Here is an 18,530-nt window from a genome sequence, read left to right as displayed (position 1 = left end):
GTTGGGTTGGCCTTTTTGCTGGGCGGCGTTTGAAACCGGCTTATTCGCCGAGTTCGGAGACGATCAGCGCCTTCACACGGGCGGCATCGGCCGGCAGCTCGACCACCCGCTGCGGCAGCGCTTCCAGGCCCTCGAAGCCGGCCGGACGCGGCGGCTGTTTGCCGAGCGCCTCGACGATGGTGTCAGCGAACTTGGCCGGCAGCGCGGTCTCGAGACACACCACCGTCTCGCCGGCACGGCGCAGCTCGCGCGCCACCTTGATGCCGTCGGCGGTATGCGTGTCGACCACCACGCCATCCTCGGCATCGACCTGTCGGATCGTCGCGATCCGGTCGGCGTGGCTGCTCTGGCCGGACACAAAACCGAATCGCCCGCACACTTCATCGAGCTTGGCCGACAGATCGAACCCTTCGCCGCTGTCGACCTTGGCCCACAGTGCGCGCACCGCATCGCCATCGCGGCCGACCAGATCGAACACGAAGCGCTCGAAGTTGGATGCCTTGGAGATGTCCATCGACGGGCTGGAGGTGATGTGTGTCTCGGCGCTGCTGCGCGGGCGGTACACGCCGGTGCGGAAGAACTCGTCGAGCACGTCGTTCTCGTTGGTCGCAACGATCAGCCGCTCGATCGGCAGCCCCATCTGGCGCGCGATATGGCCGGCGCAAACGTTGCCGAAGTTGCCCGACGGCACGCAGAAGCTGACCTTCTCGTCGTTGCTTGCGGTGGCGTTGAAGTAACCCTTGAAGTAGTACACGACCTGCGCGACCACGCGCGCCCAGTTGATCGAGTTGACCGTGCCGATCTTGTGCGTTGCCTTGAAGTCGTGGTCATTCGACACCGCCTTGACGATGTCCTGGCAGTCGTCGAACAGGCCGGCGATGGCGATGTTGTGGATGTTGGCGTCCTGCAGGCTGTACATCTGCGCACGCTGGAACGCACTCATCTTGCCGGACGGCGACAGCATGAACACGTTGATGCCGTGCTTGCCGCGCATTGCATATTCGGCGGCGCTGCCGGTGTCGCCGGAGGTAGCGCCAAGAATGTTCAGCGTCTCGCCGCGCTTCTCGAGCACGTATTCGAACAGGTTGCCCAACAGCTGCATCGCCATGTCCTTGAACGCGAGCGTCGGACCGTTGGACAGTTCGAGGATCGCCAGGCCGTCCTTCAGGCGCTTCACCGGCGTGATGTCGGCCGAGCCGAACGCGGCGGCGGTGTAGGTACGGTTGACGATGTCCTTCAGATCCGCCTCGGGAATGTCGTCGGCGAATAGGCGGATGACCTCGAACGCGAGCTCCGGGTAGGACAGGCCGCGCCAAGCATCCAGCGTGCCGCGGTCGATCTGCGGATAGGCCTCCGGCAGCGCGAGGCCGCTGTCCGGCGCCAGCCCCATCAACAGGATGTCGGAAAAGGCGGCGGGCGCAAGGCCGCCGCGGGTACTGATGTAACGCATGATTCTTTTACCGTGGTTTGAGGCAGGAGAGCGCGGCCTGCTCGAGCATGCCCTTCAGGCGCGGGTCGTCCTTGACCTTGACCTCGCCGCCGATGATGGCGATCACGTCCTCCTTGGACAGCGAGGCAGTAACTTTCTCGGCGGTGCAGGTGCACATCCGCTCCGGGTTCGGGCCGGCCAAGAGGGCACCGACCGGCGAGTCCTGTGCCTTGTTGATGCACAACAGCGACAAGCCCTTCAGCGTGATCTCACGCCCCTGGCCGGTCAGCTGCTCGCCAGCGCCGGCGATGGCGCTGGTAGCGCACAACAGCATGCCGGCCAGCCACAATACCCGTTTAGCCATTGAGTTCTTCCATGCGCAGGCGCACGACCTTGCCATCCACGCTGTCGAGCGCTTCGATCGCGGCGATCGCGGCGTTGACCGCCTTTTCCTGCACCAGATGGGTGAGGATCACCACCTCGGCCGAGCCGTCGGACACCGAGCCCTTCTGGATCACCGCCTCGATCGAGATGCCCTGCTCGGCCAACAGGCTGGTGATGTTGGCGAGTACGCCGGCGCGGTCCACCGCACCGATACGCAGGTAGTAGCTGCTGTAGATCTCGTCGATCGGCAGGATGCGCAGGTCTTTGAGCTGGTCCGGCTGGAACGCCAGGTGCGGCACGCGGTGCTCCGGGTCGGAGGTGAGCAGGCGGGTCACGTCGACGATGTCGGCGACCACGGCCGAGGCAGTCGGCAAGGCGCCGGCGCCCGCGCCGTAGTACAGCGTCGGACCAACCGCGTCACCCTTGGCGAGCACCGCGTTCATCACGCCGTTCACATTGGCGATCAGCCGCTTCTCCGGGATCAGCGTCGGGTGCACGCGCAGCTCGATGCCGGCGTCGGTGCGGCGGGTCAAGCCGATCAGCTTGACGCGGTAGCCGAGCTCCTCGGCGTACTTGATGTCCTTAGCGGTCAGCTGGCTGATGCCTTCCAGGTAGCACTTGTCGAACTGCATCGGGATGCCGAACGCGATCGACGCCATGATGGTCAGCTTGTGGCCGGCGTCATGGCCTTCCACGTCGAAGGTCGGGTCCGCTTCGGCGTAGCCGAGGCGCTGCGCTTCGGCCAGCACGTCGGCAAAGTTGCTGCCCTTCTCGCGCATCTCGGTGAGGATGAAGTTGGAGGTGCCGTTGATGATGCCGGCGATCCACTCGATGTGGTTGGCCGACAGGCCCTCGCGCAGCGCCTTGATGATCGGGATGCCGCCCGCCACCGCCGCCTCGAACGCCACCATCACGCCCTTCTCCTGCGCGCGGGCGAAGATCTCGTTGCCGTGCACCGCCAACAGCTTCTTGTTCGCGGTGACCACGTGCTTGCCGTTCTCGATCGCCTTGAGCACCAGTTCTTTGGCGATGGTGTCGCCGCCGATCAGCTCGACGACGATGTCCACCTCGGGATGGTTGACGATCGCGAACGCGTCATCGACCACGGTGACGTCGTCGCCACACACCTCGCGGGCACGCTCCACGTCGCGGTTGGCGGCCATGAACAGGCGGATCGCCCGGCCGGCGCGGCGGCTGATTTCCTCGGCATTGTTACGCAGTACCTGAGCGGTACCGCCACCGACCGTTCCAACCCCCATCACGCCAATATTGATCGGCTTCATCATTGCTCCTGTTTCTTTGTCCTGGTCATTCTTGTGCCCGGTGGGCATCTATTCATGCACACACGGGGAGCCGATGGCTCCCCGTTTGCGGTGTCCAGCGGTTTCGGGCGTCGCGGTCCGAAACTCAGTCGGTGCCGTGGCGCTTTCGGTAATTGCCGAGGAAATTGGCCACCCGGCCCAGCGCCTCGGTCAAGTCATCGGTATTGGGCAGGAATACCACGCGGAAGTGATCCGGCGCAATCCAGTTGAAGCCGGTGCCCTGCACCAGCAAGACCTTCTCCTCGAGCAGCAGGTCGAGGATGAACTGCTGGTCGTTCTTGATCGGGTACACCGCCGGGTCGAGGCGCGGGAACATATAGAGCGCGCCCTGCGGCTTCACGCAGCTCACGCCCGGGATGTCGGTCAAGAGCTGGTAGGCGAGCTCGCGCTGGCGGCCGAGGCGCCCGGCCGGCAGCACCAGATCGTCGATGCTCTGGTAGCCGCCCAGCGCGGTCTGGATCGCGTACTGGCCCGGCGCGTTCGGGCACAGGCGCATCGACGCGAGCATGTTCAGCCCCTCGATATAGTCGCGCGCGTGCTTCCTTTCGCCCGACACGCACATCCAGCCTGCCCTAAAGCCGCACGCACGGTAGTTCTTCGACAGCCCGTTGAAGGTCACGCACAGCAGGTCGGGAGCGAGGCTGGCGATCGAAGTATGAGTGACGCCGTCGTACAGCACCTTGTCGTAGATCTCGTCGGCGTAGATGATCAGGCCGTGCTCGCGCGCCACCTCGACGATCGCCTGCAGCACAGGTACCGGGTAGACCGCGCCGGTCGGGTTGTTCGGGTTGATCACCACGATCGCCTTGGTGTTCGGGGTGATCTTGGCACGCATATCGTCGATGTCCGGCATCCAGCCTACCGACTCGTCACACAGATAGTGCACCGCCCGGCCGCCGGCGAGACTGACCGCAGCGGTCCACAGCGGGTAGTCGGGCGCCGGCACCAACACCTCGTCGCCGTTGTCCAACAATGCCTGCATCGCCATTACGATCAGCTCGGACACGCCGTTGCCGATATAGATGTCCTCCATACCGACGGTGGGCAGCTGCTTCTCTTGCCCGTAGTGCATGATCGCCTTGCGCGCCGCGAACAGCCCCTTCGAATCGGTGTAACCGGACGCGTTCTGCAGATTGGCGATCATGTCCTCGATGATCTCGTCCGGCGCGAAAAAGCCGAACGGCGCCGGGTTGCCGATATTGAGCTTGATGATGCGATGGCCTTCGTCCTCCATCCGCTTGGCATGGTCGAGCACCGGGCCACGGATGTCGTAGCAGACGTTGGCGAGTTTCTGCGATTTATGGATGGGCTGCATGGCGGTCTTTGGTTGCAGAGCGTGCTGGCTCTCTGGTTCTTTGTCTCTTGTAGGGCGCGCGGGCGGCAGTGCGGCGACCGCTGCGCGGGTCAGGGTATAATCCTATCCCAAACTTTGCTGCGCTGCGAGGGACGCGCGCCCCTCAGCGCCACCGACACAAAACGCGTGTTTCCAAGGACTTCGGCGATGAAATTCAATCAAGAAACGAGCGAGGGCTCGAACCGCTTCACCGGTTACGGCGACGGCTACGTCCTGATCAACGAGGAGCGCCACGATGGTAGCCTGATCGTCACCGCCGATCGCATCGAAACATGGCCGGTGGCCGATTTCGTCTCTCTGACGCCGGAGCACTTCGCGATGCTGACCGACTACAGCCCCGAGGTGGTGCTGTTCGGCACCGGCAAAAACATCCGTTTCCCGCACCCGCGCCTGACCGCGGTACTGACCAACGCACGCATCGGCGTCGAGGTGATGGATAGCCAGGCGGCCTGCCGCACCTTCAACATCCTGCTGGGCGAGGACCGCCGGGTACTGGTAGTGTTGCTGGGCTAACCAAGCGGATACTCGCCTACCTACACCTCCGGCCATCGTCTTAGTGCAGTTTCAGCGACGGACGCGCCACGCCGCGCAACTTGTCGCCGCAATAGAGCAGCGCGGTGAGCAGCCAGCCGTGCACCACCGCCTGGTGCATGCGGTACAGCGAGGCGTAGATCAGCTTCGCGCCACGCCCTTCCACGTAGTAGTCGCGCTTGGGGCCGACCACGGCGGCCAGGCTGCCGACTGCGCTGTGCTTGCCGAGCGACACCATCATGCCCTGCGGTTTGAACACGAACGGCGCCGCTTCCTTGCCGGCGAGGCGCGCGCTCAGCTCGCCGACCAGCCACTTTGCCTCCTGGTGTGCCACCTGGGCAGTCGCCGCCAGCGGACGGCCGCAGTCGCCGTCCGGCGCCGCCGCGCAGTCGCCCAGCGCGTAGATGCGCTCGGCGCCGACGCAGCGCAACCGGCCGTCGACCTGTAGCTGGTTGACCCGGTTCACTGTCAGACCGTCGAGACTGGCGAGCCAGGCCGGCGCCTTCACCCCGGCCGCCCACACGGTGATGTCGGCGCGCACCTTCTCGCCGCCGGCCAGCTCGACGCCGTCCGGTTGCACCGCGGCGACACGACTGCTGGTCAGCACGCGGATCTGCTTGGCGGCGAGCTGCTCTTCGGCATAGGCCGACAGCGACGGCGGCGCGGCCAATAGGATGCGCTCGGCGCCTTCGATCACGCTGATCTCGACTTGGTCCGGCGCAAGGCGCGCGCCGTACTGGTGCAATTCACGCATGGTATGGTTCAACTCGGCCGCCAATTCGACGCCGGTGGCACCACCGCCGACGATGGCAATGCCGAGCTTGCGTCCCGCCTCGTTGCTGCTGCTGACCGCGAACGCCAGCTCCAGCACGCGGCGGCGCAGCTCATCGGCGTCGTTCGGCGTGTTGAGGAACATCGCATGCTCGGCGACACCCGGGGTACCGAAGTCGTTGGCCTCGGCGCCGACCGCCAGCACCAGGTAGTCGTAGGCGATGTCGCGAGCCGGGCTCAACAGCTGGCCGTCGGCACCGTGGATCGCCGACAGCCGGATGGTGCGGTGTGCGCGGTCCAGCCCTTCCATGTAGCCGAACTCGAATTCGTAGTGGTTGCGGTAGCCGTGCGCGAAGTAATTGACCTCGTCCTCGCCGGTGTTGAGCGCTCCGGTCGCCACCTCGTGCAGCAGCGGCTTCCAAATGTGGGTGGCGGCGCCGTCGACCAGCACGACCTGGGCCTGGTGACTGGCACCGAGCTTGCGGCCGAGCCGGGTGGCGAGTTCGAGACCGCCAGCGCCGCCGCCGACGATGACGATGCGCGGTAAAGCCTGTGAGCGGCTGAGCATGACATCTCCTGATGAGTGGTTTGCGTCGAGCTTACCTGCTGTGTCGCGTCGCAACAACTGCATCAGAGCCCCATCATTTTGCAGGGAAAATCGCTTAATTCCAGCCAAAACAATCGAAGCCGCCAAACTGTCGACAAGCGATCGGCGGCGGCATTCAGCCATGCCTTCTTCCTCCGTCCGGTCGGGAGAGGGCTGCCGGCCTAATGTTCCGAAAACGCCGAGGGCCAGGCTAAGCAGCCCGGCCCCCGTAATCCCTTGCAGCGATTCGACTTAGCGTGCGAACAGCAACAACCCAAGCAACACCGCGATCAGTGCCAGCAGCCAATTCTGGCGCTTCTGCTCGCGCATCAGCTGCGTATAGCCCTCGATCAAGAGACCGGTGTGGTCTGCCGACAGCGCCTCGTTGAGTTTGCGTGGAATCGCCGGCAACGTGGTCGCCCAATCAGGCGCCTCGTTTTTCAAAGTACGCAACAGTCCGCGCCAACCGATCTGCTCGTTCATCCATTTCACGAGGAACGGCTTGGCGGTCGCCCACAGGTCAAGGTCCGGGTCGAGCTGGCGTCCCAGGCCCTCGATATTGAGCAGGGTCTTCTGCAATAGCACTAGCTGCGGTTGGATCTCGACGTTGAAGCGGCGACTGGTCTCGAACAAGCGCAGCAGCACCAGGCCGAACGAGATCTGGCTGAGCGGCTTCTCGAAGATCGGCTCGCAGACGGTGCGCACCGCCGCTTCGAGTTCCTCGGCACGGGTATCCTTCGGCACCCAGCCTGACTCGATGTGGGCGGTAGCGACGCGGTGGTAGTCGCGGTTGAAGAAAGCCAGGAAGTTGATCGCAAGATAGCGCTTGTCGTACTCGGTCAGGCTGCCGACGATGCCGAAGTCGAGCGCGATGTAGCGGCCGTCGGCGGCGACGAAGATGTTGCCCGGGTGCATGTCGGCGTGGAAGAAGCCGTGGCGGAACACCTGGGTAAAGAAGATCTCGACGCCAAAGCGCGAGAGCTTCTTCAGATCGACGCCCTGCTCGATGAGCCTGTCGGTCTGCGACACCGGCGTGCCGTGCATCCACTCCATCGTCATCACGTTGCGCGCGCACAGATCGAAGAACACCTCGGGCACCACCAGCTGGTCCGAGCCCACGAAGTTGCGGCGCAACTGACTGGCATTGGCCGCCTCGTGCATCAGGTCGAGTTCGTCGTGCAGGTACTTGTCGAACTCGGCGACCACCTCGCGCGGCTTCAAGCGCCGGCCGTCCGGCAGCAGCCGTTCGGCCAACCTGGCGAGCACGCGCATCAGCGCCAGGTCCTGCTCGATCACCGACAGGATGCCGGGGCGCAGCACCTTCACTGCCACCTCGCGGCCGCGCTCATCATTGCCGTTCTTCAGCCAGGCGCGGTGCACCTGAGCGACCGACGCACTCGCGACAGGAGTGAGATCAAACTCGGCATAGAGCTCCTTGATCGGCTTGCCAAAGGCGATCTCGATCTGGTCGCGGGCGATCTTCCCGTCAAACGGCGGCACCCGGTCCTGCAGCAGCGCCAGTTCGTCGGCATACTCAGGCGGCAATAGGTCGCGGCGAGTCGACAGCACCTGGCCGAACTTGACGAAGATCGGGCCAAGGCTCTCCAGCGCCAGGCGCACCCGCACCGGCAGCGGCTGGCCGCGGGTGACGGACGAGCGCGGCAGCAGCCGGCTGGCACGGTGCAGCCAGCGCAGCCGCGGGTGCAGGCCGAAGAAATCGCTCAGGCCGTAGCGGTGGAAGGTCGAAAAGATCTTGTAGAAACGGGCAATCCGCATGCTTCAGTTCAAAGTGATTCGGCCAACCCCGAGGTTGGCCCCAAGGTTGGCCGAAGAATCGAAGGAGCGCTCAGGATGCGGCACGGCGCGCCAGCGCGTCGGCAAGCCGTTCCAGACGCTTGTCGAGGCGCTCGACGTCGTCGCGCAGTGCATCGACGTCGGCGACGAAGTGCGCCACGTCGTGCTTGCGCGCCAACAACGGAGCCTCTTCGCGCAGGTGCTCGATCCAACTCTCAAGCAGCCGGCCGCCAATCTCGCCCTTGATGCCGAGTGCGCTACGCACGAAGCGCTCGACCCGGTTGGCGGCAACGTCGCCGACGAGGCGCGACAAGTCTTCGCCTGCATCCCACTTGAGCTGGCCAAAGACCCGCGCCACCGTGGTGGCAAGCTCGGTGTCGCCCGATAGCTTTACCGCGGTCAGGTCGGGGTCACGGCCGGACAGCGCCGTCAGCACCGCGCCGTGACTGACGGTGACACCCGCCTCGGCCTCGCCGTCGCTGTCGGCCAGCCAGCCCTGCTCGGTAAGCACGCCTCGCACCGTCACCGGTGGCAGCGTGAACGCGATGCGCCGGCCGGCGTGGCGGGCGAGTTCCTCGCGCGCTACCGGGCGCTGGTTGAGCAAGTGATTGATCAGCGCGAGCGACAGCATCAGAGCTTGTAGCCCTTGTGCAGCGCGACCACGCCGGCGCTGAGGTTGTGGTAGTCGACCTTGCCGAAGCCCGCGTCGAACATCATCTGCTTCAGCGTCTCCTGGTCCGGATGCATGCGGATCGACTCTGCCAGGTACTGGTAGCTCTCCGCGTCGTTGGCGACCAGCTTGCCCATCAACGGCAATGCCTTGAACGAGTACAGGTCGTAGAACGGCGACAACGGTTTCCATACCTTGGAGAATTCCAGCACCATCAGCTTGCCGCCCGGCTTGAGCACGCGGCACATCTCCTTCAGCGCTGCATCCTTGTGCGTCATATTGCGCAGGCCGAACGCCACCGACACCGCATTGAAGTAGTTGTCGGGGAACGGCAGCTTCTCGGCGTCGGCCAGCGACACCGGCAGGATCAGCCCCTCGTCGAGCAGACGGTCGCGGCCGACGGTCAGCATCGAGCTATTGATGTCGGTCAGCCACACCTCGCCGGTCTTGCCGACGCGCTTGGCCCAGCCGCGCGCCAAGTCGCCGGTGCCACCGGCGATGTCGAGTACCTTGTCGCCGCTCTTCACGCCGGAGGTGTTCAAGGTGAAATGCTTCCAGACGCGGTGCAGGCCACCCGACATCAGGTCGTTCATCACGTCGTACTTCTGCGCCACCGAGTGGAACACCTCGGCGACCTTATGGGCCTTCTCGCTCTCGTCGACCGTCTTGAAACCGAAATGGGTCTGCTTGTCCATCTATTACGACTCCCTGCTCGCGCCGGCGGCGGCGAGGCGGTTGAGATAATCCTGCCAATAGGTTTGTTGGTTGCGGCCCAGCTCGTAGAGGTAGTCCCAGCTGTAGAGGCCGCTGTCGTGACCATCGTCGAACACCAGCTTGAGCGCGTAGTGGCCGACCGGTTCGATCGCGGTGATCGCGACGTTTTTCTTGCCCACCTGCAGCACTTCCTGGCCCGGACCGTGACCGCGCACCTCGGCCGACGGCGAGTAGACGCGCAGGTATTCGCACGGCAGCGAGAAGCGCTGGCCATCGTCGTAGGCTAGCTCCAGCGTGTGGCTGGCGGTCAGCAGGCGCACTTCGCTGGGGATGGGGGTATTCGGGTTCAGTCCGGCCATTTTTCAGTTCCCCACATGGTCGGCACGCTCCAGCAGCATCGCGTCGCCGTAGCTAAAGAAACGGTATTCGTGCTCGACCGCGTGGCGGTAGGCCTTGCGAATCGTCTCGACGCCGGCAAACGCCGACACCAGCATCAGCAGCGTCGACTTGGGCAGGTGGAAATTGGTCAACAGCCGGTCAACCACCTTGAACTGGTAGCCCGGCGTGATGAAGATGTCAGTCTCGCCGCGCCCGGCAACCAGCTCCCCACTCTGCGCCGCCGACTCGAGCGCGCGCATGCTGGTAGTGCCCACCGCCAGCACCTTGCGGCCGGACGCGTGCGCGGCGGCGATGGCGTCAACGGTGGCCGGCGGGATCTCGTAGATCTCGCTGTGCATCTTGTGGTCGGCGATGTTCTCGACCCGCACCGGCTGGAAGGTGCCGGCGCCGACGTGCAGCGTCACATAGGCGAGCGTCACGCCCTTGGCGCGCAAGGCGTCGAGCATGGCCTCGGTGAAGTGCAGGCCGGCGGTCGGCGCGGCCACCGCGCCCTGCTCGCGGGCGTACACGGTCTGGTAGCGGCTGTCGTCGTCGCTGTCGGTGTCGCGCTCGATATACGGCGGTAGCGGCAGCTTGCCGGACGCCTCAAGGATGTCGAACACGTTTTCCGCGTCGAGGAAGCGCAACTTGAACAGCGCATCGTCGCGCTCGACCATCTCGGCCTGCCAACGGCCGGCGAAAGTGATCTTGTTGCCCGGCTTCGGCGACTTGCTGGCTCGCACGTGCGCCCATACCGTATGGGCGTCGATCACCCGCTCGACCAGCGCCTCGACCTTGCCGCCCGACTCCTTCTCGCCGAACAGCCGCGCCTTGATCACCCGGGTGTCGTTGAACACCATCACATCGCCGGCATTTATATGATGTATGAATTCAGAAAACTGGGTATCGGTCAGCGTGCTGCCTGCCACGTGCAGCAGCCGGCTGGCACCGCGCTCGGCTGGCGGGTGCTGCGCCACCAGATGATCGGGCAGATCGTAGTCGAAGTCGGAAAGCTGCATGGTCAAGAACAAATACCGGATTCAAACCGCAGGATTATACCCCGCGCGCCCCGCCCCGGTCAGGGAGAGTGTCGTGCGACACGCCACGCTGACGGCGGACCGGGCGGATTCACACGACACTGTTGGCAAAACGCTGCCTCGGTGTAATATCACGCACCAACTAGTGTTTTCACTCGAAAGCATCCCCCTGCCCGTCCGGTGTACCTGGCAAATTTCTGCTCAATAGCGGCAAACGCTAGACATCTTGCTGCGATTTACGGCAAACTCGCCGCCATGACAAATACCGGACAGCCTAAATGACCCGGAAAATCCTGGTTCTGAATGGCCCCAATCTGAACCTGTTGGGCACCCGCGAACCCGAGCATTACGGTCGCGACACGCTCGACACGATCAATGTGCGTCTTGCCGCTCAGGCCCAGGCCGCAGGCTACGGTTATGACACCCTGCAAAGCAACGCCGAACATGTGCTGATCGACCGCGTGCACGCCGCGCGCACCGACGGCACCGAGTTCGTGCTGATCAACCCGGCCGCCTTCACTCATACCAGCGTCGCGCTGCGCGATGCCTTGGCCGGGGTCCAACTCCCGTTTATCGAAGTGCACCTCTCCAATGTGCACGCCCGCGAAGCGTTCCGCCACCATTCGTATTTCTCGGATTTGGCGGTCGGCGTGATCTGCGGGCTCGGCGCTCACGGCTACGAGCTGGCGATGGCCCACGCCATCCGGCTCCTCGACGCCAAAGCGGCCTGATCGAACCGAAACATCCCTTCCGAAGGATTAGCAATGGATTTGCGCAAGCTCAAGAAACTGATCGACCTCGTCGAAGAGTCGGGTATCGCCGAACTCGAAGTGACCGAGGGCGAAGAGAAAGTTCGCATCACCCGAGTTTCGGCCAACGCTCAAGTCACCTATGCTCAGCCGATGCAGTTTGCGGCAGCCGCTCCTGCTGCGGCCCCGGCAGCCGCTCCGGCTGCAGCCGAAGCCGCGCCGGCTGCGGTCAACACCGCCAACTCGGTGAAGTCGCCGATGGTCGGCACCTTCTACCGTTCCGCCAGCCCTGGCGCCAAGCCGTTCGCCGAAGTCGGCAAATCGGTCAATGTCGGCGATACGCTGTGCATTATCGAAGCGATGAAGCTGATGAACGAGATCGAAGCCGACCGCGCCGGCGTGATCAAGTCCATCCTGGTCGAAGACGGCCAACCGGTCGAATACGGCGAGCCGCTGTTCGTCATCGAGTAATGCACCCGAAAACGGGGAAGAGAGAGGGAAGACCGGCCCGATGGCCCGGCACAACCCGTCCCTCTTCCCCTTTTTCCTATTGCGGGAAAAATCATGTTTGAAAAGATCCTGATCGCCAACCGCGGCGAAATCGCGCTGCGAATCCAGCGCGCCTGCCGCGAACTCGGTATCAAGACCGTGGTGGTGCACTCCGAGGCCGACCGCGACGCCAAGTACGTCAAGCTCGCTGACGAATCGGTGTGCATCGGCCCGGCCCCGTCGGTGAAGAGCTACCTGAACGTGCCGGCGCTGATCGCCGCCGCCGAGGTCACCAATGCCCAAGCCATTCACCCGGGCTACGGCTTTCTGTCCGAGAACGCCGACTTCGCCGAGCGCGTCGAACAGTCCGGCTTCGTGTTCATCGGTCCGCGCCCGGACACCATCCGCCTGATGGGCGACAAGGTGTCGGCCAAGGACGCGATGATCGCCGCCGGCGTGCCGACCGTACCCGGTTCGGACGGCGCGCTGCCGGACGACCCGAAAGAAATCCTCAAGATCGGCAAACAGGTCGGCTACCCGGTGATCATCAAGGCCGCCGGCGGTGGCGGCGGTCGCGGCATGCGCGTGGTGAACCGCGAGGAAGACCTGCTCACCTCGGTCGAGATGACCCGTACCGAAGCCGGTGCCGCGTTCGGCAACCCGACCGTGTACATGGAGAAATTCCTGCAGGAACCTCGCCACATCGAGATCCAGGTGCTGGCCGACGAGTACGGCAACGCCATCTACCTGGGCGAGCGCGACTGCTCGATGCAGCGCCGCCACCAGAAGGTGATCGAGGAAGCGCCGGCGCCGGGTATCACCGACGAACAGCGCAAGAGGATCGGCACCGCCTGCGCCGAAGCGTGCAGCCGCATCGGCTACCGCGGCGCCGGCACCTTTGAATTCCTGTTCGAGAACGGCGAGTTCTACTTCATCGAGATGAACACCCGCGTGCAGGTGGAACACCCGGTGACCGAGATGATCACCGGCGTGGACATCGTGCAGGAACAGATCCGCATCGCCGCCGGCGAGAAGCTGCGCTACAAACAGAGCGACATCGTGCTGCGCGGCCACGCGATGGAATGCCGGATCAACGCCGAAGACCCGTTCACCTTCGTGCCGAGCCCGGGCAAGATCGAGAGCTACCACCCGGCCGGCGGTCCTGGCATCCGCATCGACTCGCACATTTATCAGGGCTACAGCGTTCCGCCGCACTACGACTCGATGATCGGCAAGCTGATCTCGTACGGCGACACCCGCGACCAGGCAATGGCCCGCATGCGCGTGGCACTGTCCGAGATGGCGATCAGCGGCATCAAGACCAACATCCCGCTGCACCAGGAACTGTTCAACGACAGCCTGTTCATCCGCGGCGGCACCAGCATCCACTATCTGGAAGAGTTGCTGGAAAGCACGAAAGGCAGGTAAACCATGGCTTGGCTTCAGGCCACCATCGACACCCCGTCGACCCACGCCGAGGCGCTGTCCGACGCGCTGATGGACGCCGGCGCCCTGTCGTCGGCAATCGAGGACGCGCTGGCCGGCACCGATGCCGAGCAGCCGATCTTCGGCGAGCCGGGCGAGCCGGTCGACCAGCTGTGGGCGCATAGCCGCCTGGTCGTACTGTTCGACGAGGCCGCCGACGTCGCGCTGATCGTCGCCGCCGCCGCCAATGCGGTCGGCGTCCCAATGCCGTCGTACAGCATCGAGCGCATCGAGGAGCAGGACTGGGTGCGCTTGACGCAAAGCCAGTTCGACCCGATCCGCATTTCGGACCGGCTGTGGATCACCCCGACCTGGCACGAGTCGCCGGACCCGAAGGCGGTGAATCTGCAGCTCGACCCGGGCCTCGCGTTCGGCACCGGCAGCCATCCGACCACCCGCCTGTGCCTGCAGTGGCTCGACGCCCACATCAAGGGCGGCGAGACCGTGCTCGACTACGGCTGCGGCTCCGGCATCCTGGCGATCGCCGCGCTGAAGCTCGGCGCTGGCAAGACCGTCGGCACCGACATCGACCCGCAGGCGATCCGCGCCAGCCTCGACAACGCGCAGCAGAACGGCGTGTCGGCCGAGTTCTTCCTACCGGCCGCACTACCGGCCGGCCAGCACGACGTAGTGGTGGCGAACATCCTCGCCAATCCGCTGCGCATGCTCGGTGAATTACTGGCAAGCCACGTCAAAACCGGTGGTAAGATCGTGCTTTCCGGCATCCTTGCCGAACAGGCCGACGAGCTCTCGGCGATCTACTCGACGTGGTTCGAGATGGACGCCCCGGTGTTCGATGAAGGCTGGACCCGTCTTACCGGAACCAAACGCGCAATCTAGTGACCATGCAGACCACTCAGTGCCCGAATTGTCAGACCCGTTTCAACGTCACCGATCAGCAATTGTCGATGGCCGGCGGGCGAGTCCGCTGCGGGCGCTGTTCGCATGTGTTCAATGCGCGCGAGCAGATCGAGCAGGCGCGCCGCGACGCTGCATTACTGGCCGAAGCGGCACCGCGTGCCGGTGTGATGCAGGATTTCAGGCTGGAACTGCCGCCCGAGCCGGCCAAAGAGGCCCCGGCCAGCAGCCCCACTGCTGTCCAGGCCGACGTGGCCGCCGTCGAAGCACCTCCCGCACCGGCCCCAGTGCCGACGCCGGTTCCGGCACCCGCGCCGGTCGAACCGGCTGCGCCCCCTATCGATCATGAATTCAGCCAGGCGCTGAGCGAAGCGCTGCGTCCGACTCATGAGCCGGACGCCGAGCGCGGTGCCGCGCCGGCACGACGCCGCCTGTCTCTCTACGACGAGGTGGCCAGCGAGCCGCAAGCTGCACCGGCCCCCGAACCGGAACCGTTCGTTGCCGACCGAACCCGCTACGAACCGAGCCCGGAAGAAGTGGAAGAACGCCTGCAGGCCGCCGAGCGACCGGAGCGCCGCCCGGCGCGGCGCTCCGGCCTCGGCGTGCTGTTCGGCCTCTTCGCCGTGCTCGGCCTGTTGGTGCTGGCCGGCCAGGTGGTCTATCTGAAGCGGATAGAGATCGCCGCGCAGGCACCGGAATGGCGCCCTATGCTGGAAGCCGCGTGCAAGCCGTTCCACTGCACCGTGCCGCTTGCCACCGACGTGCAGTACATCCGTACCGAATGGTCGGAGATGGCGTTTGTGCCGGAGCATGCCAACCTGATCCAGCTGAATGCCACGCTGAAGAATCACGCGGGCTACGTGCAGGGCTACCCGATGCTGGAGTTGTCGCTGAAGGATGCTGATGACCAAGTGCAGGTACGCCGGGTACTGACACCGGCCGAATACTTGAAGAACGACGATGTGCAACTGGGCCGCTTCAACCCACACAGCGAGGTGAAGCTGAGCCTGCGCCTCGACGTCGGCAATGTCCATCCAAGCGGTTACAGCCTGCACTGGTTCTACCCGTAGGCCCCACCAGCAAAAAACCGGAGCAATGCTCCGGTTTTTTTCATTGTAACGCAGGCCGAAAGGCCTCGGACGCTTAGTCGCGCTCGGACCACAGCACTCCACCGGTGGCCCAGTCGCTCTTCTTCACGTCCTCGAACAGGATGTCCACTGCACCCGGCTCACAGCCGAGCACACGGCAGGACTCGCGGGTCAGCGCCTCGGCCAGCTCCTTCTTCACCTCGACCGGACGGCCTTCGAACAGTTTGACGGTAATGGTCGGCATGGTTTGCTCCTGGGTGGAAATAAAGAAAATAAAGAATTAACGTTCAATCGGCTCTACTTCTGAGCCGCCCACAAAGCTCTGTACAGCGGTCCCGGTAGGGGCAATGCAACAGCAGACGGACTTTGTGGTAGCGCTTAGAGTCGCGGCAAAACGATCCAGGCCAGGCGCGCCGCCTCAGATAGTGCAAAGAGTACGGCAAGACAGCACAACAACGTCGGGAGGGTTTTGCCAGCGCCTCTTAATCGCGATAGCCCGGTGACAGCCGGTCGAGCTTGCGCAGCAGCGCCGGCCACTCCAGCTCGCCCTCCGGCGTATCGCCGGGCAGCAACTGCCGGTAGGTCAGCTCGCACACCTCAGGCGGCGGCATCACCAGCTTGCCAGCGGCCATCGCCGACAGCTGCGTGCGACAAGCCTTGTCGAGCGTGTCCATCAGGCAGTACGCCTCGGCGACAGTGCGGCCACACACCAGCGTGCCGTGGTTGCGCAGCAGCATCACGTTCTTGCTACCGAGGCTGGCGATCAGCCGGGTCTTCTCCGTTTCGGTCAGCGCCAGCCCCTCGTAGTTGTGATAAGCCATGTCGCCATAGAAGCGCAGCGCGTGCTGCGACAGCGGCAGCAGCCCCTCCTCCAACATCGCCACGGCGATGCCGGCGTCGTTATGCAGATGCATCACGCACTGCGCGTCCGCACGGGCCGAATGCACCGCGGCGTGGATGACGAAGCCGGTCTTGTTCACCCGGTGCGGGCTGTCACCGACAATATTGCCGGCGATGTCGATCTTCACCAGATTGCTGGCGGTCACCTCATCGAAGGCGAGGCCGAACGGGTTGATCAGGAAGCGCCCCGGCTCGCCCGGCACCGCCAGCGACACATGCGTGTAGATCAGGTCATCCCAGCCGTTCAATGCCACCAGCCGGTAACAGGCGGCGAGATCCTGGCGCGCCTGCCATTCGGCGGCGCTGATGCCGGTATCGGCCAGCCGCCCAGCGGCAAACTGCAATTGCAATCCGTCCTGGCTCATCGCCACCCTTTCTTCGGAAAATGTTTCCATTGCCGAATTATGGCATGAAGCTTGGCCGGCGGTCACCGCCGCGGCCTTGCGATTCGCCTATGGCCGACGCAGATTGTCATTGGCATAATTCATCGAGTAATTTCCCATATGACATCACCCAACCCGCACCGCTTGCTGGTCGAGCAGGCGGTCGACCGATTAAGCGCGCACATCAACGCCGGCAACAGGCAGCCCGGCGCGCGGTTGCCCACCGAACCGGAGCTGGCCGAACAGCTCGGCATGAGCCGCAACACCGTGCGCGAGGCGGTGTGGGTGCTGGCATTCGCCGGCGTGCTCGACCCGCTCGGCGACGCCGAACGGCGTATCGAGCTCGACATCCGCATCCACCACCAAGTAGTCGCCTGCGCGCGCAATCATCAGGTGCTGCCTGAGCTGTACCGTTTCACCGGCCTGACCCGGCAGCTGGCAGGTGGGCCTCGGCGTCTGGGCACTGCCAGTGCTGCTGGCAGCGTTGCTGTGGTGGCCGCAGCTACGTCACGCTCAGGCGAGCGCACGCCGCCACGGAGTGGCATGCGGACTGTGGCGCGACTCGGTCGCCTGGCAGGTCATCGGTTACATGGGCCTGCGGTCGAGCCACGCGTACATCGTGTTCAGTTGGTTCCCGGCGATGATGGTCGACCGGGGCCTAAGCCCGCTCGCCGCCGGCTGGACGCTGTCGCTGCTGATGCTGACCCAGCTGGTCCGCTCGCTCGGCGCTCCGTGGCTGGCCAGCCGCTGCCGCGACCAGCGCCTGGTGATCGTGGCGATGCTGGCGCTGTCGATGGCGGGCTTCAGCGGTGCGTTGTACGCGCCGCTCGGCTCTCTGTGGCTGTGGGCGTCGCTGATGGGATTGGGGCTGGGCGGCATGTTCAGCATGGGGCTCACGCTGATCGTGCTCAGGGCGCCGAGCTCGCAGCTGGCGTCGCAGTTGTCGGGGATGGCGCAGGGCGTCGGCTACCTGCTGGCCTCGACCGGCCCCTTCCTGGTCGGACTCAGCCACGACCTACTCGGCAACTGGCACGGCGCTTTCGTCGTCTACCAGACGTTCGGCATGGCGGCATTGCTGTTCGCGCTACTGGCCGGACGCAACCGGCAGGTCGGAGCGCACTGACCCCAAGCAACGGAAACGGCCCGCCTCCGGAAGGGATTGCGGACCGTTCGCTTGACGACGTGAGATGGTTTCAGTGCGCCGGCAAGGGCCAGAGTGGTGGCAGCTCGTCGACACGAGAGGTCGCCGACGGCTTGGCCGCCCCCATAGCCGGCGCGCTGGCCTCGCCGCCCGGGGCGCTCCCCACCCGGCGAGAGCTCGCTTCCAGCCGGAGCAGGTTTGCCCGGATGTCCTGGCGATCCGGCGCAATCCGCACGGCGCGATACAGCAGCACCCGTGCCGACTCCGTGTCGCCGGCCTCGACCAGCCGCAGCGCCAGGTCATTGATCGCCGCTGGGTCGTACGGACTCTTCCAGTACTGCGCCCTGGCGACTGCCAACGGATCGAGTGCAACGGGTGCCGACGCGTCGGCGGCATAGAGCGATGCCGCCGACAGCGCGAGCAGCAGGACCAAAGTGGGCCGAACGAAAGGGAATGATCGCATCGTC

20 protein-coding genes and 1 pseudogene are annotated in these 18,530 nt (G+C 64.7%); 8 read left to right on the top strand and 13 right to left on the bottom strand.

Annotated elements, in window-relative coordinates; genetic code table 11:
* Positions 1-40 precede the first annotated feature (40 nt).
* The 4 genes from thrC to QU481_RS00180 all read right to left on the bottom strand — a co-directional run bounded on the left by thrC (position 41) and on the right by QU481_RS00180 (position 4,450).
* Positions 41-1,450, bottom strand: a complete 1,410-nt coding sequence (thrC, locus tag QU481_RS00195; RefSeq protein WP_289827838.1) for a threonine synthase — start codon at positions 1,448-1,450, stop codon at positions 41-43.
* A 7-nt stretch (positions 1,451-1,457) separates the two neighbouring features.
* Positions 1,458-1,793, bottom strand: a complete 336-nt coding sequence (locus QU481_RS00190) for a hypothetical protein (protein WP_289827837.1) — start codon at positions 1,791-1,793, stop codon at positions 1,458-1,460.
* A complete protein-coding gene (locus QU481_RS00185) occupies positions 1,786-3,096 on the bottom strand; it encodes a homoserine dehydrogenase (protein ID WP_289828007.1) in 1,311 nt (436 codons plus the stop codon). The genes QU481_RS00190 and QU481_RS00185 overlap by 8 nt, the downstream gene beginning before the upstream one ends.
* Positions 3,097-3,220: 124 nt before the next feature.
* Positions 3,221-4,450, bottom strand: a complete 1,230-nt coding sequence (locus QU481_RS00180) for a pyridoxal phosphate-dependent aminotransferase (protein WP_289827836.1) — start codon at positions 4,448-4,450, stop codon at positions 3,221-3,223.
* A 186-nt stretch (positions 4,451-4,636) separates the two neighbouring features.
* Between QU481_RS00180 and QU481_RS00175 the strand changes: the two genes are divergently transcribed.
* Positions 4,637-5,002, top strand: a complete 366-nt coding sequence (locus QU481_RS00175) for an Mth938-like domain-containing protein (RefSeq protein ID WP_289827835.1) — start codon at positions 4,637-4,639, stop codon at positions 5,000-5,002.
* A gap of 40 nt (positions 5,003-5,042) precedes the next feature.
* Here the strand turns inward: QU481_RS00175 and QU481_RS00170 are convergent, their stop codons facing one another.
* The 6 genes from QU481_RS00170 to queA form a co-directional block, all read right to left on the bottom strand.
* Positions 5,043-6,359 (bottom strand): NAD(P)/FAD-dependent oxidoreductase, encoded by a 1,317-nt coding sequence (locus tag QU481_RS00170; protein ID WP_289827833.1) that lies wholly within the window; start codon positions 6,357-6,359, stop codon positions 5,043-5,045.
* A 270-nt stretch (positions 6,360-6,629) separates the two neighbouring features.
* Positions 6,630-8,153: a ubiquinone biosynthesis regulatory protein kinase UbiB gene (gene ubiB, locus QU481_RS00165; protein ID WP_289827832.1), complete on the bottom strand. Its 1,524-nt coding sequence runs from the start codon at positions 8,151-8,153 to the stop codon at positions 6,630-6,632.
* A 70-nt stretch (positions 8,154-8,223) separates the two neighbouring features.
* Complete coding sequence (locus tag QU481_RS00160; protein WP_289827831.1) at positions 8,224-8,802, bottom strand: ubiquinone biosynthesis accessory factor UbiJ; 579 nt, start codon at positions 8,800-8,802, stop codon at positions 8,224-8,226.
* Positions 8,802-9,536: a bifunctional demethylmenaquinone methyltransferase/2-methoxy-6-polyprenyl-1,4-benzoquinol methylase UbiE gene (gene ubiE / locus QU481_RS00155; RefSeq protein WP_289827830.1), complete on the bottom strand. Its 735-nt coding sequence runs from the start codon at positions 9,534-9,536 to the stop codon at positions 8,802-8,804. Before ubiE ends, QU481_RS00160 begins: the two co-directional genes overlap by 1 nt.
* 3 nt (positions 9,537-9,539) lie before the next feature.
* Positions 9,540-9,914 carry a gamma-butyrobetaine hydroxylase family protein gene (locus QU481_RS00150; RefSeq protein WP_289827829.1) on the bottom strand — a complete coding sequence of 125 codons (375 nt, stop codon included), beginning with the start codon at positions 9,912-9,914 and terminating at the stop codon, positions 9,540-9,542.
* A gap of 3 nt (positions 9,915-9,917) precedes the next feature.
* A complete protein-coding gene (queA, locus tag QU481_RS00145; RefSeq protein ID WP_289828006.1) occupies positions 9,918-10,952 on the bottom strand; it encodes a tRNA preQ1(34) S-adenosylmethionine ribosyltransferase-isomerase QueA in 1,035 nt (344 codons plus the stop codon).
* A 296-nt stretch (positions 10,953-11,248) separates the two neighbouring features.
* Between queA and aroQ the strand changes: the two genes are divergently transcribed.
* From aroQ to QU481_RS00120, 5 genes are all read left to right on the top strand, one after another.
* A complete protein-coding gene (gene aroQ, locus QU481_RS00140) occupies positions 11,249-11,701 on the top strand; it encodes a type II 3-dehydroquinate dehydratase (protein WP_289827828.1) in 453 nt (150 codons plus the stop codon).
* Positions 11,702-11,734: 33 nt separating this feature from the next.
* Positions 11,735-12,190, top strand: a complete 456-nt coding sequence (gene accB / locus QU481_RS00135) for an acetyl-CoA carboxylase biotin carboxyl carrier protein (RefSeq protein WP_289827827.1) — start codon at positions 11,735-11,737, stop codon at positions 12,188-12,190.
* A 93-nt stretch (positions 12,191-12,283) separates the two neighbouring features.
* Entirely contained in the window at positions 12,284-13,636 is a 1,353-nt protein-coding gene (accC, locus tag QU481_RS00130) for an acetyl-CoA carboxylase biotin carboxylase subunit (protein WP_289827826.1), read from the top strand.
* Between the two features lie 3 nt (positions 13,637-13,639).
* Entirely contained in the window at positions 13,640-14,533 is an 894-nt protein-coding gene (prmA, locus tag QU481_RS00125; RefSeq protein WP_289827825.1) for a 50S ribosomal protein L11 methyltransferase, read from the top strand.
* Between the two features lie 5 nt (positions 14,534-14,538).
* Positions 14,539-15,621, top strand: coding sequence for a DUF3426 domain-containing protein (locus tag QU481_RS00120; RefSeq protein ID WP_289827824.1), 1,083 nt, complete (start codon positions 14,539-14,541; stop codon positions 15,619-15,621).
* Between the two features lie 73 nt (positions 15,622-15,694).
* Here the strand turns inward: QU481_RS00120 and QU481_RS00115 are convergent, their stop codons facing one another.
* Together QU481_RS00115 and QU481_RS00110 are read right to left on the bottom strand one after the other, a co-directional pair.
* Positions 15,695-15,883: a 4-oxalocrotonate tautomerase gene (locus QU481_RS00115; RefSeq protein ID WP_289827823.1), complete on the bottom strand. Its 189-nt coding sequence runs from the start codon at positions 15,881-15,883 to the stop codon at positions 15,695-15,697.
* Between the two features lie 238 nt (positions 15,884-16,121).
* On the bottom strand, positions 16,122-16,934 hold the full coding sequence (locus QU481_RS00110; RefSeq protein ID WP_289827822.1) for a class II aldolase/adducin family protein: 813 nt from the start codon (positions 16,932-16,934) through the stop codon (positions 16,122-16,124).
* A 108-nt stretch (positions 16,935-17,042) separates the two neighbouring features.
* Between QU481_RS00110 and QU481_RS00105 the strand changes: the two are divergent.
* Positions 17,043-17,168: pseudogene (locus QU481_RS00105) on the top strand (GntR family transcriptional regulator); the annotation flags it as partial.
* Positions 17,169-17,364: 196 nt separating this feature from the next.
* Positions 17,365-18,045 carry an MFS transporter gene (locus tag QU481_RS00100; protein WP_289827821.1) on the top strand — a complete coding sequence of 227 codons (681 nt, stop codon included), beginning with the start codon at positions 17,365-17,367 and terminating at the stop codon, positions 18,043-18,045.
* A gap of 70 nt (positions 18,046-18,115) precedes the next feature.
* Here the strand turns inward: QU481_RS00100 and QU481_RS00095 are convergent, their stop codons facing one another.
* A complete protein-coding gene (locus tag QU481_RS00095) occupies positions 18,116-18,526 on the bottom strand; it encodes a hypothetical protein (RefSeq protein ID WP_289827820.1) in 411 nt (136 codons plus the stop codon).
* Positions 18,527-18,530: the final 4 nt, after the last annotated feature.

Source organism: Crenobacter oryzisoli, assembly GCF_030385785.1.
In the GTDB taxonomy this organism is placed as follows: domain Bacteria; phylum Pseudomonadota; class Gammaproteobacteria; order Burkholderiales; family Chromobacteriaceae; genus Crenobacter_A; species Crenobacter_A oryzisoli.
This window is presented reverse-complemented; position numbering and strand designations above follow the sequence as displayed.

Bases quoted from the DNA above. Each gene is read 5' to 3' on its own strand.
- thrC (WP_289827838.1), bottom strand. From the start codon at position 1,450: ATGCGTTACATCAGTACCCGCGGCGGCCTTGCGCCCGCCGCCTTTTCC.
- QU481_RS00190 (WP_289827837.1), bottom strand. From the start codon at position 1,793: ATGGCTAAACGGGTATTGTGGCTGGCCGGCATGCTGTTGTGCGCTACC.
- QU481_RS00185 (WP_289828007.1), bottom strand. From the start codon at position 3,096: ATGAAGCCGATCAATATTGGCGTGATGGGGGTTGGAACGGTCGGTGGC.
- QU481_RS00180 (WP_289827836.1), bottom strand. From the start codon at position 4,450: ATGCAGCCCATCCATAAATCGCAGAAACTCGCCAACGTCTGCTACGAC.
- QU481_RS00175 (WP_289827835.1), top strand. From the start codon at position 4,637: ATGAAATTCAATCAAGAAACGAGCGAGGGCTCGAACCGCTTCACCGGT.
- QU481_RS00170 (WP_289827833.1), bottom strand. From the start codon at position 6,359: ATGCTCAGCCGCTCACAGGCTTTACCGCGCATCGTCATCGTCGGCGGC.
- ubiB (WP_289827832.1), bottom strand. From the start codon at position 8,153: ATGCGGATTGCCCGTTTCTACAAGATCTTTTCGACCTTCCACCGCTAC.
- QU481_RS00160 (WP_289827831.1), bottom strand. From the start codon at position 8,802: ATGCTGTCGCTCGCGCTGATCAATCACTTGCTCAACCAGCGCCCGGTA.
- ubiE (WP_289827830.1), bottom strand. From the start codon at position 9,536: ATGGACAAGCAGACCCATTTCGGTTTCAAGACGGTCGACGAGAGCGAG.
- QU481_RS00150 (WP_289827829.1), bottom strand. From the start codon at position 9,914: ATGGCCGGACTGAACCCGAATACCCCCATCCCCAGCGAAGTGCGCCTG.
- queA (WP_289828006.1), bottom strand. From the start codon at position 10,952: ATGCAGCTTTCCGACTTCGACTACGATCTGCCCGATCATCTGGTGGCG.
- aroQ (WP_289827828.1), top strand. From the start codon at position 11,249: ATGACCCGGAAAATCCTGGTTCTGAATGGCCCCAATCTGAACCTGTTG.
- accB (WP_289827827.1), top strand. From the start codon at position 11,735: ATGGATTTGCGCAAGCTCAAGAAACTGATCGACCTCGTCGAAGAGTCG.
- accC (WP_289827826.1), top strand. From the start codon at position 12,284: ATGTTTGAAAAGATCCTGATCGCCAACCGCGGCGAAATCGCGCTGCGA.
- prmA (WP_289827825.1), top strand. From the start codon at position 13,640: ATGGCTTGGCTTCAGGCCACCATCGACACCCCGTCGACCCACGCCGAG.
- QU481_RS00120 (WP_289827824.1), top strand. From the start codon at position 14,539: ATGCAGACCACTCAGTGCCCGAATTGTCAGACCCGTTTCAACGTCACC.
- QU481_RS00115 (WP_289827823.1), bottom strand. From the start codon at position 15,883: ATGCCGACCATTACCGTCAAACTGTTCGAAGGCCGTCCGGTCGAGGTG.
- QU481_RS00110 (WP_289827822.1), bottom strand. From the start codon at position 16,934: ATGGAAACATTTTCCGAAGAAAGGGTGGCGATGAGCCAGGACGGATTG.
- QU481_RS00095 (WP_289827820.1), bottom strand. From the start codon at position 18,526: ATGCGATCATTCCCTTTCGTTCGGCCCACTTTGGTCCTGCTGCTCGCG.